Consider the following 15,108-nt stretch of genomic DNA (forward strand, 5'->3'; position numbering starts at 1 on the left):
GCCGTCCGGCGGGTGAGCAACAGAAAGGGAATGGAAGACTCATGAGCCTCTCGTACTTGGCCCAGGAAGCTGCCACCAACGAATCCACGCTGAAGGGCCTCGGCGCTGTCGGCTACGGCCTGGCTGCCATCGGCCCGGGCATCGGCGTCGGTATCGTCGTCGGTAAGGCGATCGAGGGTATTGCCCGCCAGCCCGAACTCTCCGGCCAGATCCGGACCAACATGTTCCTCGGCATCGCGTTCACCGAAGCCCTGGCACTTATCGGTCTCGTCGCCGGCTTCATCTTCTGATTCCGATGAACGAGTTCATTCTGCTCGCGGCGGAAGAGGGAGAGGATGTGAATCCTCTCATTCCCGCGACGTACGACATCGTCTGGTCGGCGGTCTGCGTGGCGATTATCGCCTTCGTGGTCTACAAGTACGCCGTTCCGCGCCTGATGAAGGTGCTGGACGAACGCGCCGACAAGATCGAGGGTGGCATCGAACGGGCCGAGGCCGCACAGGCCGAAGCCCAGGAGACGCTGCAGCAGTACCAGAAGCAGCTGGCCGACGCCCGCCTGGAATCCGCGAAGATCCGCGAAGACGCCCGCACCCAGGGCCAGCAGATCCTCGCCCAGATGAAGGCCGACGCCCAGGCCGAGAGCGACCGTATCGTCGCGGCCGGGCACACCCAGCTGGAAGCCCAGCGCCAGCAGATCCTGACCGAGCTGCGTGCCGAGGTCGGCCGCACCGCCGTGGACCTGGCCGAGAAGATCATCGGGCAGTCGGTTTCGGACGAGGCCAAACAGGCCGCGACGATCGAGCGATTCCTCGACGAGATCGACCGGTCGGATGCCGGCATCGGGGTCGGAAGGTAACGACGCGAAAGTGAGAACCATGTACGCAGCGAGCCGTGAGGCCAGCTCCCGGTCCAAGGAGGCGCTTCGGGCCGCGCTGACCGGCAGCAACGGTGTTGCGGCCACGACGGGGTCCGAACTGTTCGCCGTTGTCGACGTCTTGGACGACCAGCGTCCGCTGCGTGTGGCGCTCGCGGATGTGTCGGTGCCCGGTTCGGCACGTGCCGAACTGAGCGAGCGGGTGTTCGGGAGCCGGGTCAGCGCTGCCACTCAGGCGGTGCTGACCACTGCGGTCGCCCAGGACTGGTCCCGTTCCCGCGACCTGGTCGACACCCTGGTACTGCTCGGGCAGCTGGCGTTGCTCGAATCGGCGTCCGAACACGACCGGTTGACCGCTGTCGAGGACGAGCTGTTCCGGTTCGGCCGCATCATCGACGACAACCCGGAACTGGAGCAGGCCCTGTCCGACCGCGCCGCGTCGTCCGCGGCCAAGCGCGAACTGCTCGGGCGACTGCTGTCCGGAAAGACCGAGCCCGTCACCCAGGCTCTCGCCGAACAGGTAGTGACCAGGCTGCGTTCCGGGATCGGTCCGGCCTTCGACGAACTGTCCGATCTGGCCGCGGCCCGGCGGCAGCAGATCGTCGCGCACGTCCGGTCGGCGATCGCGCTGACCGATTCCCAGCGTGAACGGCTGGCCGGCGCCCTGGCGCGTATCTACGACAAGGCTGTCACCGTGCATGTCGAGGTCGATCCCGAACTGTTGAGCGGGCTCGTCGTGCGCATCGGCGACGATGTGATCGACGGCAGTGCGATCGGCCGACTGGATCGGCTGCGCCGCTCGCTGACCTAGCGGGGCGCCGCCGGGTACGCCCGGCGCGAGCCGCTCCACACCCCCGACATTCCCGACCAGAGACCGAGAGCAGGAAGAACATGGCGGAGCTGACGATCTCCTCCGACGAGATCCGTAGCGCGATCGAAAGCTACACCCAGAGCTACACCCCGGAAACCTCCATCGAGGAAGTCGGTGTGGTCACCGACACGAGCGACGGCATCGCACACGTCAGTGGCCTGCCTTCGGCCATGTCCAACGAGCTGCTCGAATTCCCGGGCGGTGTGCTCGGTGTCGCGCTGAACCTCGAGGACCGTGAGATCGGTGCCGTCGTTCTCGGCGAGTACGCCGAGATCGAAGAGGGCCAGCAGGTCCGCCGCACCGGCGACGTGCTCTCGGTCCCGGTCGGCGATAAATTCCTCGGCCGCGTCGTGAACCCGCTCGGCCAGCCGATCGACGGTCTGGGCGATATCGAGGCCGACGAGCGTCGCGTGCTCGAACTGCAGGCCGCCACCGTGCTGGAGCGTCAGCCGGTCGAGGAGCCGCTGGCCACCGGTATCACCGCCATCGACGCGCTGACGGCCATCGGCCGCGGCCAGCGTCAGCTGGTGATCGGCGACCGCAAGACCGGTAAGACCGCGGTCTGCATCGACGCCATCCTGAACCAGAAGGCCAACTGGGAATCCGGCGACCCGACCAAGCAGGTGCGCTGCATCTACGTGGCGATCGGTCAGAAGGGTTCCACCATCGCCGGCGTCAAGTCCGCGCTCGAGGAGCACGGCGCGCTGGAGTACACCACGATCGTCGCGGCGCCCGCCTCGGATTCCGCTGGCTTCAAGTGGCTGGCCCCCTACACCGGCTCGGCCATCGGCCAGCACTGGATGTATCAGGGCAAGCACGTCCTGATCGTGTTCGACGATCTGACCAAGCAGGCCGAGGCCTACCGTGCCATCTCGCTGCTGCTGCGCCGCCCGCCGGGTCGCGAGGCGTACCCGGGTGACGTCTTCTACCTGCACTCGCGGCTGCTGGAGCGTTGCGCCAAGCTCTCCGACGCTATGGGCGGCGGGTCGATGACCGGTCTGCCGATCATCGAGACCAAGGCCAACGACATCTCGGCCTTCATCCCGACCAACGTCATCTCCATCACCGACGGCCAGGTCTTCCTGGAGTCCGACCTGTTCAACAAGGGTGTGCGCCCGGCGATCAACGTCGGTACCTCGGTATCTCGTGTCGGCGGCGCCGCGCAGACCAAGGGTATGAAGAAGGTCGCCGGTTCACTGCGTCTGGAAATGGCCCAGTACCGCGAACTGGAGGCGTTCTCCGCCTTCGCCTCCGATCTGGACGCCGCGTCGCTGGCCCAGCTCGAGCGTGGCGCGCGCTGGGTGGAACTGCTCAAGCAGGACCAGTACACGCCGGTCGCGGTGGAAGACCAGATCGTCTCGATCTACCTCGTCGACGGCGGTTACTTCGACTCGGTACCGGTCGCGGATGTCCGCCGGTTCAACACCGAACTGCTCGAGGATCTGCACAACACCGCCGCCGACGCCTTCACCAGCATCGCTGGTGGCAAGGTGCTCACCGGCGATGCCGCCGAGCAGATCCAGACGGCGACCGATAACTTCAAGCAGGGCTTCCTGGCTTCGGACGGCAGCCGCGTGGTGAACGAGCCCGGCGCCGACGAACTGGCCCACGAAGAGGTCGAGTCCCTGTCGGTCACGCGCAAGCACGTCGAGAAGTAGACCGGACGAACCATGCGCTGTTTTCCTGTAACGCCGCGAACGAAGGGAGTGTGAACCGCCGATGGCAAACTTGCGCGAGCTGCGCTCCCGCATTCGTGGTGTGAATTCGATCAAGAAGATCACCAAGGCTCAAGAACTGATCGCGACCTCGCGTATCACCAAGGCCCAGGCCCGGGTGGCGGCTGCCAAGCCGTACGCCGAGGAGATCACCAAGGTGGTCGCGGAGCTGGCGAGTGCGTCGAAGAATCTGTCGCACCCGTTGCTCACCGAGCGCCCGAACCCGCGCCGCGCCGCCGTTCTGGTGATCACCAGCGACAGTGGCATGTGCGGTGGTTACAACTCCAACGTGCTCAAACGCGCCGAGGAACTGATGACCACCCTGCGCGATGAGGGCAAGGAGCCGGTGCTCTACGTCATGGGCAACAAGGGCCTGACGTATTACACCTTCCGCGACCGCCGGCCGGTGGCCTCGTGGGCCGGGTTCTCCCAGCAGCCGAAGTACACGGATGCCGCGAGTGCCTGTGACCACCTGGTTTCCAGTTTCATGGCGGGTTCGGTGGGCGAGGTGCCGGCGCCGGACGGAACCGGCTCGGTCGCGGGCGTGGACGAGCTCCACATCGTGTACACCCGGTTCGTCAGCATGTTGACGCAGACGCCGGAGGTGCGCCGGATGGCGCCGATCCAGGTCGATTTCGTCGATGAGAACTTCGACCTGGGACAGGACATGCTGTCCGATTCGCCCACGGCCGAGGTGCACGCGCAGTACGAATTCGAGCCCGACGCCGATGTGCTGCTGGCAGCCCTGCTGCCCAAGTACATCAGTACGCGTATCTACGCGTCATTGCTCGAGGCAGCGGCATCCGAGTCGGCGGCTCGGCGCACCGCAATGAAGGCGGCCACCGATAACGCCAACGATTTGGCGAGTTCCCTGTCCCGGCAGGCCAACTCGGTGCGTCAGGCCAACATCACGCAGGAAATCAGCGAAATCGTCGGCGGCGTGAACGCCCTGGCGGCCAGCTCGGAACGCGACTGATAGCGGTATGAGCGATGGACCCGGAGGCGGCAGCGCAGTGTAACCACGCAGGGTCCCGTGAATACCGCAAATTACTCAGCAGGAAGAGAAACCAGAAATGACCGCAGCTGTTACTCGAGAAGAGTCGAGCCGGACCGGCGCCGCCACGGGCCGCGTGGTCCGCGTCATCGGCCCCGTCGTGGACGTCGAATTCCCGCGGGGTTCCATCCCAGAACTGTTCAACGCCCTGGCCGCCGATATCACCCTGAAGTCGGTTGCCAAGACCCTGACCCTCGAGGTCGCCCAGCACCTCGGTGACAACATTGTGCGCACCATCTCGATGCAGCCCACCGACGGCCTGGTCCGCGGCGCCGAGGTCCGTGACTCCGGCAAGCCGATCTCGGTGCCGGTCGGTGACGTCGTCAAGGGCCACGTGTTCAACGCCCTCGGTGACTGCCTCGACACCCCCGGCCTCGGCCGGGACGGCGAGCAGTGGGGTATCCACCGCAAGCCGCCGAGCTTCGATCAGCTCGAGGGCAAGACCGAGCTGCTGGAAACCGGCATCAAGGTCATCGACCTGCTGACCCCGTACGTGAAGGGCGGCAAGATCGGCCTGTTCGGTGGCGCCGGTGTCGGCAAGACCGTGTTGATCCAGGAGATGATCACCCGTATCGCACGGGAGTTCTCCGGTACCTCGGTGTTCGCCGGCGTCGGTGAGCGCACCCGTGAGGGCACCGACCTGCACCTGGAAATGGAAGAGATGGGCGTCCTGCAGGACACCGCCCTCGTCTTCGGCCAGATGGACGAGCCGCCGGGCACCCGTATGCGCGTCGCCCTCTCGGCGCTGACCATGGCGGAATACTTCCGCGATGTGCAGCACCAGGACGTGCTGCTGTTCATCGACAACATCTTCCGGTTCACCCAGGCCGGTTCCGAGGTCTCGACCCTGCTGGGTCGGATGCCCTCGGCCGTCGGTTACCAGCCGACCCTGGCCGACGAGATGGGTGAGCTGCAGGAGCGCATCACCTCGACCCGTGGCCGGTCGATCACGTCGCTGCAGGCCATCTACGTGCCCGCCGACGACTACACCGACCCAGCTCCGGCGACCACCTTCGCCCACCTGGATGCGACGACCGAGCTCTCCCGCCCGATCTCGCAGAAGGGCATCTACCCGGCCGTCGACCCGCTGACCTCGACCTCTCGTATCCTCGAGGCCTCGATCGTCGGCGACCGACACTTCGCGGTGGCCAACGAGGTGAAGCGGATCCTGCAGAAGTACAAGGAACTGCAGGACATCATCGCCATCCTCGGTATGGACGAGCTCTCCGAAGAGGACAAGGTCCTCGTCGGCCGGGCCCGGCGCCTGGAGAAGTTCCTCGGCCAGAACTTCATCGTGGCCGAGAAGTTCACCGGTCAGGTGGGCTCGGTCGTGCCGCTGGAGCAGACCATCGACGACTTCGACCGGGTGTGTAAGGGCGAATTCGACCACTTCCCGGAGCAGGCGTTCAACAGCTGCGGTGGTCTCGACGATGTCGAGGCGGCCGCGAAGAAGATCGCCGGAAAGTAGTCCCCCATGGCGGATATGTCAGTTGATCTCGTCGCGGTCGAGCGGCGGCTGTGGTCCGGGCGGGCGAGCTTCGTCAGCGCCCAGACCACGGAGGGCCAGATCGGCATCATGCCCGGTCACGAGCCCCTGCTCGGCCAGTTGGTCGAGGGCGGCATCGTGACCATCGTCGATACCGAGGGAACTCGGATCGTGGCCGCGGTGCACGGTGGGTTCTTCTCCGTGACCGCCGATACGGTGCGGGTGCTGGCCGAGACCGCTGAGTTCTCCTCGGAGGTCGACGTCGCGGCGGCACGTCAGGTGCTGTCGGACGGTTCGGCGTCGGCGAAAGCGCAGTTGGCCGCGCAAGGCCGGGTCCGGGCGGTGGACGCGGCAGCGTCCTGATCTCCCGCCACCCGGCTACAACAGAATTATCTCGGCTCCGGCCGGCGACGAGGAATTCGTCGCCGGCCGGAGCCGGTTCGTTGTGGCTCCTGGCAACCCCGGCGTTGTGGTCGCCGCGGCCGGGATCGATGACGTCGCATTATCCGAGACATCCCCGTGCCATTTGTAAACTGGTTCATGGTTGAATGGCGGCGGGTGCATCTGCCGGTCCGATCCGGCGATCGCCTCGGATGAGCGAAGGGATGTGCAGCATTGCAGACCGGGATGGTGGTTCTGATCATTCTGGTGCTCGTGCTGGTCGCATTGGCTCTGGTTTCCACTTATCGCCTGGTCATGTTGCGGCGCGGCGGCACCGCGGCCATCCTGCGTGTGCTCCCGGCCCGGGGCGGTGAGCGCTGGCGCCACGGTGTCATCCGCTACGACGAGGATCACCTCGTCTTCTACAAACTCACCAGTCTCAAACTCGGTGCCGACTCGGTGATCCACCGCCGGGGGATCGAGATCGGCGACCGCCGCGGCCCGCAGGGCGACGAGTTCGACATCATGACCGATGGGATCGCCGTGATCGGGGTATCCGATCGCAACGGTGATTACGAGCTGGCTCTCGACCGCGCCGCGCTGACCGCGTTTCTCTCCTGGGTGGAGTCGCGTCCTTCCGAACGGGCCCGCAGACTCCGTGGCCACTGATACCCCGCGGGCGCCCCGGGCCGGGTCTCCACGGCTGTGCGGTCCGACCGGAGTCGGCGCAAATGCGCATCCGCCGGAATCGGGTCGCCGGACGGTCGAACGTTTAGGGTGGTTTCTGTGAGCGTGCACCTGACGCGGATCTACACCCGGACCGGCGACGACGGGACCACCGGTCTCAGCGACTTCTCCCGGGTGCCCAAAACCGACCCGCGGCTGGTCGCCTACGCGGACTGCGACGAGGCCAATGCCGCCCTCGGCGTCGCGATCGCCCTCGGCAGCCCGGACCCGGCGCTGACGGCGGTGTTGCGTGGCGTCCAGAACGATCTGTTCGATGCCGGTGCCGACTTGTCGACGCCGGTGGTAGCGGACCCGACGTATCCGCCGCTGCGGATCACGCCCGGCTATATCGAACGACTGGAAGCCTGGTGTGACCAGTTCAATGCCGAACTGGCGCCGCTGGATTCGTTCATCCTGCCCGGCGGTACGCCGCTCGCCGCGCTGTTGCACACCGCCCGCACGGTGGTCCGCCGCGCCGAACGTTCGGCGTGGGCCGCGGTGGAGACATATCCCCAGGACACCAGTGTCCTGCCGGCCAAGTACCTCAACCGGCTGTCGGATCTGCTGTTCATTCTCAGCAGGTACACCAATCCGGCGGGTGATGTGCTCTGGCAGCCCGGCGGCGGCCGGGACGACGGGACGACCGGGGCCCGGCCCGGCGCGGACACCGAGCCGGTGTCCGGTGCTTCATCCGAAAGCTGATACGGAATCCGCCCGGAGGGTGGAAACTGCTCCTGGCGATCGAGCGACGACCGCCGCGTACGTGGTCGCGGTGTTGGTTCGACCGGCAGCGTGATGCGATCGTGGGCGCTCTATCCTTGCACCCACTGGTGCGCCGAATACTCGGAGAGGCGGCATGGAACGGTTTTTGGTAACTGGCGGCAAGCGGCTGGTCGGTGAGGTCTCGGTAGGAGGCGCCAAGAACAGCGTCCTGAAACTGATGGCCGCTGCCCTGCTCACCGAAGGCACCACCACCATCACGAACTGTCCGGACATTCTCGACGTGCCGCTGATGGCGGAAGTACTGCGCGGCCTCGGCTGCGATGTCGCGATCTCCGGTGATGTGGTGACGATCGACACCCCGGCCGAACCCAAGTACCACGCGGATTTCCCGGCGGTGACCCAGTTCCGTGCGTCGGTCTGCGTCCTCGGTCCGCTGATGGCGCGTTGCAGACGCGCGGTGGTGGCGCTGCCCGGTGGCGACGCCATCGGGTCCCGGCCCCTCGATATGCACCAGGCCGGTCTGCGGTTGCTCGGCGCGACCAGCGAGATCGAGCACGGCTGTGTGGTGGCCCGGGCGGACGAACTGCAGGGTGCGCGTATTCGGCTGGACTTCCCCTCGGTCGGCGCCACCGAGAACATCCTCATGGCCGCCGTCCTGGCGCAGGGGGAGACGGTGATCGACAATGCCGCGCGTGAGCCCGACATCGTCGACCTGTGCACCATGCTCACCCAGATGGGCGCCCGGATCCGGGGCGCCGGCACCTCGGTGCTCACGATCCACGGCGTGAAACAGCTGTCGCCGATCACGCACCGGGTGATCGGCGACCGGATCGTCGCCGCCACCTGGGGGATCGCCGCCGCCATGACGATGGGTGACGTGCGGGTGACCGGGGTCAATCCCCAGCACCTGGCGCTGGTCCTGGACAAACTGCGTTCGGCGGGTGCCCGTATCTCGTTCGAACCGGACGGGTTCCGGGTCGTTCAGCCCGATCGGCCGCGTGCGGTGAACTTCTCCACGCTGCCCTTCCCCGGCTTCCCGACGGATCTGCAGCCCATGGCCATCGGGCTGGCGGCGATCGCGGACGGCACCTCGATGATCACCGAGAACGTCTTCGAAGCGCGTTTCCGTTTCGTGGAGGAGATGATCCGGCTCGGTGCCGACGCTCGGACCGATGGGCACCACGCGGTGGTCCGTGGCATTCCACGGTTGTCCAGTGCCCCGGTCTGGTCCTCGGATATCCGGGCCGGCGCCGGTCTGGTGCTCGCCGGACTCGTCGCCGACGGGGTGACCGAGGTGCACGACGTATTCCATATCGACCGCGGGTATCCGAACTTCGTGGAGAAACTCCAGGCGCTCGGTGCCGGCGTGGAAAGGGTGGGCGTGGAGATATGAGCGTTCTCGGTAGTCCGGGCCACGGAAGTGCGCTCGAAAAAGCTACCGAGAAGTGCCCGTGACCAGGCGATTTGACATTGATCTGGATGCCACGTAACTTTATCCAAGTCAGAGCGACACGGACACCGACCAGGGGCCCGGAGCGAGGCGGAAACGCCGAGCCGGAGGGACCAGGGATAACGAGGTAGTACGAGGAGCGCCTGGCGATCACACTAGCTGGGCCGACACCCCGATTTGCAATCGGGAAATCGACTGAGCTAAGCTTTGGAAGTTGCCACACCGATCCAGTAGCGAGAAGCTGCGACGATGGTGTGTGCGTGTGTTCTTTGAGAACTCAATAGTGTGTTGATGAATGTCAGTGCCAAATATTTAATTTGGTTTCGGTTCTTCATACCCCCGTGTGGAGGCCGAACATTTAAGTCAGCTAAATTCCAGCTGGCGATTTGTTTTGCTAGGTTTTCGGACTCTAGTTTGTACTTTTGATTGCGCCTTCGGGTGTGATTGTGAGTCTTCAACGGAGAGTTTGATCCTGGCTCAGGACGAACGCTGGCGGCGTGCTTAACACATGCAAGTCGAGCGGTAAGGCCCTTCGGGGTACACGAGCGGCGAACGGGTGAGTAACACGTGGGTGATCTGCCTTGCACTCTGGGATAAGCCTGGGAAACTGGGTCTAATACCGGATATGACCTCCAACTGCATGGTTGGGGGTGGAAAGATTTATCGGTGCAAGATGAGCCCGCGGCCTATCAGCTTGTTGGTGGGGTAATGGCCTACCAAGGCGACGACGGGTAGCCGGCCTGAGAGGGCGACCGGCCACACTGGGACTGAGACACGGCCCAGACTCCTACGGGAGGCAGCAGTGGGGAATATTGCACAATGGGCGGAAGCCTGATGCAGCGACGCCGCGTGAGGGATGACGGCCTTCGGGTTGTAAACCTCTTTCGACTCCGACGAAGCGAAAGTGACGGTAGGAGTATAAGAAGCACCGGCCAACTACGTGCCAGCAGCCGCGGTAATACGTAGGGTGCGAGCGTTGTCCGGAATTACTGGGCGTAAAGAGCTTGTAGGCGGTCTGTCGCGTCTTCTGTGAAAACTTGGGGCTCAACCTTAAGCTTGCAGGCGATACGGGCAGACTAGAGTACTTCAGGGGAGACTGGAATTCCTGGTGTAGCGGTGAAATGCGCAGATATCAGGAGGAACACCGGTGGCGAAGGCGGGTCTCTGGGAAGTAACTGACGCTGAGAAGCGAAAGCATGGGTAGCGAACAGGATTAGATACCCTGGTAGTCCATGCCGTAAACGGTGGGTACTAGGTGTGGGTTTCCTTCCACGGGATCCGTGCCGTAGCTAACGCATTAAGTACCCCGCCTGGGGAGTACGGCCGCAAGGCTAAAACTCAAAGGAATTGACGGGGGCCCGCACAAGCGGCGGAGCATGTGGATTAATTCGATGCAACGCGAAGAACCTTACCTGGGTTTGACATACACCGGAAACCTGCAGAGATGTAGGCCCCCTTGTGGTCGGTGTACAGGTGGTGCATGGCTGTCGTCAGCTCGTGTCGTGAGATGTTGGGTTAAGTCCCGCAACGAGCGCAACCCTTATCTTATGTTGCCAGCGCGTAATGGCGGGGACTCGTGAGAGACTGCCGGGGTCAACTCGGAGGAAGGTGGGGACGACGTCAAGTCATCATGCCCCTTATGTCCAGGGCTTCACACATGCTACAATGGCCGGTACAGAGGGCTGCGATACCGCGAGGTGGAGCGAATCCCTTAAAGCCGGTCTCAGTTCGGATCGGGGTCTGCAACTCGACCCCGTGAAGTTGGAGTCGCTAGTAATCGCAGATCAGCAACGCTGCGGTGAATACGTTCCCGGGCCTTGTACACACCGCCCGTCACGTCATGAAAGTCGGTAACACCCGAAGCCGGTGGCCTAACCCTTGTGGAGGGAGCCGTCGAAGGTGGGATCGGCGATTGGGACGAAGTCGTAACAAGGTAGCCGTACCGGAAGGTGCGGCTGGATCACCTCCTTTCTAAGGAGCATTTCTCCAGGACGGCTCACAGAGGTGAGTGTGTTTCTGGCAGAGGCCATTTCGGAAGCGAATGTTTTCCGATGGTTGCTCATGGGTGGAACGCTGACAAGCTTCATCGCATTCGGTTGGGACCTGTGTGTCCTGGTCGTGGTGAATATATCAACACACTGTTGGGTCCTGAAAGAACAGACGTTCTTTCCAGGCAAGATAATACGATCCGCTCGGATCTCCGTTCATACCGCGAGGGCTTCTCAGGGAGTTTTCGGCTGGTGCGGGTGAAAGTTTCGGGTGGGTGTGTTGTTTGAGAACTGCACAGTGGACGCGAGCATCTTTGTTTTGTAAGTTTTTAAGAGCGTACGGTGGATGCCTTGGCACCAGGAGCCGATGAAGGACGTAGGAGGCTGCGATAAGCCTCGGGGAGCTGTCAACCGAGCTGTGATCCGAGGGTGTCCGAATGGGGAAACCCAGCACGAGTGATGTCGTGTTACCCGCACCTGAATATATAGGGTGTGTGGAGGGAACGTGGGGAAGTGAAACATCTCAGTACCCACAGGAAGAGAAAACAACATGTGATTCCGTGAGTAGTGGCGAGCGAAAGCGGATGAGGCTAAACCAGTTGGATGTGATAGCCGGCAGGCGTTGTCCGATTGGGGTTGTGGGGCTCATTTTCTTGTCACTGCCGTGGCGAGCAACAGTCAGAAAAGTGCGTGTTAGCTGAATTGGTCTGGGACGGCCAACCGTAGACGGTGAGAGTCCGGTAGGCGAAAACATGTTCTCTGTTGTAGTGAGTACCCGAGTAGCAGCGGGCCCGTGAAATCTGCTGTGAATCTGCCGGGACCACCCGGTAAGCCTGAATACTCCCTGGTGACCGATAGCGGACTAGTACCGTGAGGGAAAGGTGAAAAGTACCCCGGGAGGGGAGTGAAATAGTACCTGAAACCGTGCGCTTACAATCCGTTAGAGCCTTCGAGCAGCTTGCTGCTGGGGGTGATGGCGTGCCTTTTGAAGAATGAGCCTGCGAGTTAGTGGCATGTGGCGAGGTTAACCCGTGTGGGGTAGCCGTAGCGAAAGCGAGTCCGAATAGGGCGTTTGAGTCGCGTGTTCTAGACCCGAAGCGGAGTGATCTACCCATGGCCAGGGTGAAGCGACGGTAAGACGTCGTGGAGGCCCGAACCCACTTAGGTTGAAAACTGAGGGGATGAGCTGTGGGTAGGGGTGAAAGGCCAATCAAACTCCGTGATAGCTGGTTCTCCCCGAAATGCATTTAGGTGCAGCGTCGCGTGTTTCTCACCGGAGGTAGAGCTACTGGATGGTCTAGGGGGCCCACAAGCTTACCGAAATCAGCCAAACTCCGAATGCCGGTGAGTGAGAGCGCGGCAGTGAGACTGCGGGGGATAAGCTTCGTAGTCGAGAGGGAAACAGCCCAGATCGCCGGCTAAGGCCCCTAAGCGTGTACTAAGTGGAAAAGGATGTGGGATTGCGCAGACAGCCAGGAGGTTGGCTTAGAAGCAGCCACCCTTGAAAGAGTGCGTAATAGCTCACTGGTCGAGTGATCCTGCGCCGACAATGTAGCGGGGCTCAAGTACACCGCCGAAGCCGCGGCAGTCACACAATACATCCGCATCGGACTACGGTTCGGTGTGCAGTGGTGTGGCTGGGTAGGGGAGCGTCGTGTAGCCAGGGAAGCAGCGGGGTGACCTAGTTGTGGAGGCTGCGCGAGTGAGAATGCAGGCATGAGTAGCGAAAGACGAGTGAGAAACTCGTCCGCCGAATGACCAAGGGTTCCTGGGCCAGGTTAATCCGCCCAGGGTTAGTCGGGACCTAAGGCGAGGCCGACAGGCGTAGTCGATGGACAACGGGTTGATATTCCCGTACCCGTGTATCCGCGCCCAATGGCGAGGCAGTTGTGCTAAGTGTCCAGGACCGGATGGACCTCCTTCGGGAGGCCGGATGGCGATGCACACGACCCTGGCTGTAGTAGTCAAGCGATGGGGTGACGCAGGAAGGTAGCTGGGCCAGTCAGTGGTTGTACTGGTGTAAGCCTGTAGGGCGCAACATAGGCAAATCCGTGTTGCATATAGCCTGAGAGGTGATGCGTAGCCGATTGAGGCGAATTCAGTGATCCTATGCTGCCGAGAAAAGCCTCTAGTGAGTTGATACACGGCCCGTACCCCAAACCGACACAGGTGGTCAGGTAGAGAATACTAAGGCGATCGAGAGAACTGTGGTCAAGGAACTCGGCAAAATGCCCCCGTAACTTCGGGAGAAGGGGGGCCATGTCCGGTGAACGCCTTTACGGTGGGAGCTGGGTGTGGCCGCAGAGACCAGAGAGAAGCGACTGTTTACTAAAAACACAGGTCCGTGCGAAGTCGTAAGACGATGTATACGGACTGACGCCTGCCCGGTGCCGGAAGGTTAAGAGGACCGGTTAGCGCTTCGGCGCGAAGCTGAGAATTTAAGCCCCGGTAAACGGCGGTGGTAACTATAACCATCCTAAGGTAGCGAAATTCCTTGTCGGGTAAGTTCCGACCTGCACGAATGGCGTAACGACTTCTCTGCTGTCTCGACCACAGACTCGGCGAAATTGCATTACGAGTAAAGATGCTCGTTACGCGCGGCAGGACGAAAAGACCCCGGGACCTTCACTATAGCTTGGTATTGGTGTTCGGTACGGTTTGTGTAGGATAGGTGGGAGACTGTGAAACGGGCACGCCAGTGCTCGGTGAGTCGTCCTTGAAATACCACTCTGATCGTATTGGACCTCTAACCTCGGACCATGATCTGGTTCAGGGACAGTGCCTGGTGGGTAGTTTAACTGGGGCGGTTGCCTCCCAAAATGTAACGGAGGCGCCCAAAGGTTCCCTCAGCCTGGTTGGCAATCAGGTGTTGAGTGCAAGTGCACAAGGGAGCTTGACTGTGAGACTGACAGGTCGAGCAGGGACGAAAGTCGGGACTAGTGATCCGGCACCGGCAAGTGGAAGCGGTGTCGCTCAACGGATAAAAGGTACCCCGGGGATAACAGGCTGATCTTCCCCAAGAGTCCATATCGACGGGATGGTTTGGCACCTCGATGTCGGCTCGTCGCATCCTGGGGCTGGAGTAGGTCCCAAGGGTTGGGCTGTTCGCCCATTAAAGCGGCACGCGAGCTGGGTTTAGAACGTCGTGAGACAGTTCGGTCTCTATCCGCCGCGCGCGTTGGAAACTTGAGGAAGGCTGTCCCTAGTACGAGAGGACCGGGACGGACGAACCTCTGGTGTGCCAGTTGTCCCGCCAGGGGCACGGCTGGTTGGCTACGTTCGGAAGGGATAACCGCTGAAAGCATCTAAGCGGGAAGCCTGTTCCAAGATGAGGTTTCCCACCACCTTGAGTGGTTAAGGCCCCCTACAGACCATGGGGTTGATAGGCCGGAACTGGAAGCGCAGTAATGCGTGGAGGTGACCGGTACTAATAGGCCGAGGGCTTACCAACAAAGATTGCTACGCGTCCACTGTGCGGTGTCTGAAACAACACACAGACACCCGAACTACACGTTCACACGTTTTTCGTGGTCATCGAGACCGTGATGTGTGAGGGTGGGGTTGGGGTGTGTGGATAGTTTCATAGAGTTACGGCGGTTATAGCGGCAGGGAAACGCCCGGTCCCATTCCGAACCCGGAAGCTAAGCCTGCCAGCGCCGATGGTACTGCACTCGACAGGGTGTGGGAGAGTAGGACACCGCCGGAACATATTTCCCTCTAGGGGCCCACGATTGTGGGCCCCTAGAGGCGTTTTCAGGGGTATTGATGGTGGGAAGTGGCCGTGCTCCGGCCTCGATGCCGCACAACATGATCCGGCGCCCGCCGCGGCGGTAACTTTCC

At 62.4% G+C, this 15,108-nt stretch carries 10 protein-coding genes and 3 rRNA genes; all 13 read left to right on the plus strand.

All coding sequences use genetic code 11. The features are described 5' to 3' along the window. Positions 1-41: 41 nt before the first annotated feature. Positions 42-290, plus strand: coding sequence for an ATP synthase F0 subunit C (locus OG804_RS27420; protein ID WP_327148192.1), 249 nt, complete (start codon positions 42-44; stop codon positions 288-290). A gap of 5 nt (positions 291-295) precedes the next feature. Further along, entirely contained in the window at positions 296-856 is a 561-nt protein-coding gene (locus tag OG804_RS27425; RefSeq protein ID WP_328391333.1) for a F0F1 ATP synthase subunit B, read from the plus strand. Positions 857-875: 19 nt separating this feature from the next. After that, the gene (locus OG804_RS27430) at positions 876-1,685 is read left to right on the plus strand and encodes a F0F1 ATP synthase subunit delta (RefSeq protein ID WP_328391335.1); all 810 of its coding nucleotides are present in this window, start codon (positions 876-878) and stop codon (positions 1,683-1,685) included. Between the two features lie 80 nt (positions 1,686-1,765). After that, complete coding sequence (atpA, locus tag OG804_RS27435; RefSeq protein ID WP_328391337.1) at positions 1,766-3,403, plus strand: F0F1 ATP synthase subunit alpha; 1,638 nt, start codon at positions 1,766-1,768, stop codon at positions 3,401-3,403. Positions 3,404-3,464: 61 nt separating this feature from the next. Continuing rightward, on the plus strand, positions 3,465-4,436 hold the full coding sequence (locus OG804_RS27440) for a F0F1 ATP synthase subunit gamma (protein WP_328391339.1): 972 nt from the start codon (positions 3,465-3,467) through the stop codon (positions 4,434-4,436). 97 nt (positions 4,437-4,533) lie between these two features. Continuing rightward, complete coding sequence (gene atpD / locus OG804_RS27445) at positions 4,534-5,982, plus strand: F0F1 ATP synthase subunit beta (protein ID WP_328391341.1); 1,449 nt, start codon at positions 4,534-4,536, stop codon at positions 5,980-5,982. A gap of 6 nt (positions 5,983-5,988) precedes the next feature. Next, positions 5,989-6,363, plus strand: coding sequence for a F0F1 ATP synthase subunit epsilon (locus OG804_RS27450; RefSeq protein ID WP_328391343.1), 375 nt, complete (start codon positions 5,989-5,991; stop codon positions 6,361-6,363). A 264-nt stretch (positions 6,364-6,627) separates the two neighbouring features. Beyond that, a complete protein-coding gene (locus OG804_RS27455) occupies positions 6,628-7,050 on the plus strand; it encodes a DUF2550 domain-containing protein (protein WP_442941910.1) in 423 nt (140 codons plus the stop codon). A 117-nt stretch (positions 7,051-7,167) separates the two neighbouring features. Next, entirely contained in the window at positions 7,168-7,809 is a 642-nt protein-coding gene (locus OG804_RS27460) for a cob(I)yrinic acid a,c-diamide adenosyltransferase (RefSeq protein WP_328391347.1), read from the plus strand. Between the two features lie 154 nt (positions 7,810-7,963). After that, the gene (murA, locus tag OG804_RS27465; RefSeq protein ID WP_328391349.1) at positions 7,964-9,223 is read left to right on the plus strand and encodes a UDP-N-acetylglucosamine 1-carboxyvinyltransferase; all 1,260 of its coding nucleotides are present in this window, start codon (positions 7,964-7,966) and stop codon (positions 9,221-9,223) included. A 511-nt stretch (positions 9,224-9,734) separates the two neighbouring features. Continuing rightward, positions 9,735-11,251, plus strand: a 16S ribosomal RNA gene (locus OG804_RS27470). Positions 11,252-11,587: 336 nt separating this feature from the next. Then, a 23S ribosomal RNA gene (locus OG804_RS27475) occupies positions 11,588-14,719 on the plus strand. A gap of 138 nt (positions 14,720-14,857) precedes the next feature. Then, positions 14,858-14,974, plus strand: a 5S ribosomal RNA gene (gene rrf / locus OG804_RS27480). Together the 16S, 23S and 5S rRNA genes form the textbook arrangement of a ribosomal RNA operon. Positions 14,975-15,108: the final 134 nt, after the last annotated feature.

This window comes from Nocardia sp. NBC_00416 (assembly GCF_036032445.1).
Classification (GTDB): Bacteria; Actinomycetota; Actinomycetes; order Mycobacteriales; family Mycobacteriaceae; genus Nocardia.

Excerpts from the sequence above, each read along its gene's own strand:
- OG804_RS27440 (WP_328391339.1), top strand. The coding sequence starts at position 3,465 with ATGGCAAACTTGCGCGAGCTGCGCTCCCGCATTCGTGGTGTGAATTCG.
- OG804_RS27420 (WP_327148192.1), top strand. The coding sequence starts at position 42 with ATGAGCCTCTCGTACTTGGCCCAGGAAGCTGCCACCAACGAATCCACG.
- OG804_RS27425 (WP_328391333.1), top strand. The coding sequence starts at position 296 with ATGAACGAGTTCATTCTGCTCGCGGCGGAAGAGGGAGAGGATGTGAAT.
- atpA (WP_328391337.1), top strand. The coding sequence starts at position 1,766 with ATGGCGGAGCTGACGATCTCCTCCGACGAGATCCGTAGCGCGATCGAA.
- OG804_RS27455 (WP_442941910.1), top strand. The coding sequence starts at position 6,628 with ATGGTGGTTCTGATCATTCTGGTGCTCGTGCTGGTCGCATTGGCTCTG.
- murA (WP_328391349.1), top strand. The coding sequence starts at position 7,964 with ATGGAACGGTTTTTGGTAACTGGCGGCAAGCGGCTGGTCGGTGAGGTC.
- atpD (WP_328391341.1), top strand. The coding sequence starts at position 4,534 with ATGACCGCAGCTGTTACTCGAGAAGAGTCGAGCCGGACCGGCGCCGCC.
- OG804_RS27450 (WP_328391343.1), top strand. The coding sequence starts at position 5,989 with ATGGCGGATATGTCAGTTGATCTCGTCGCGGTCGAGCGGCGGCTGTGG.
- OG804_RS27430 (WP_328391335.1), top strand. The coding sequence starts at position 876 with ATGTACGCAGCGAGCCGTGAGGCCAGCTCCCGGTCCAAGGAGGCGCTT.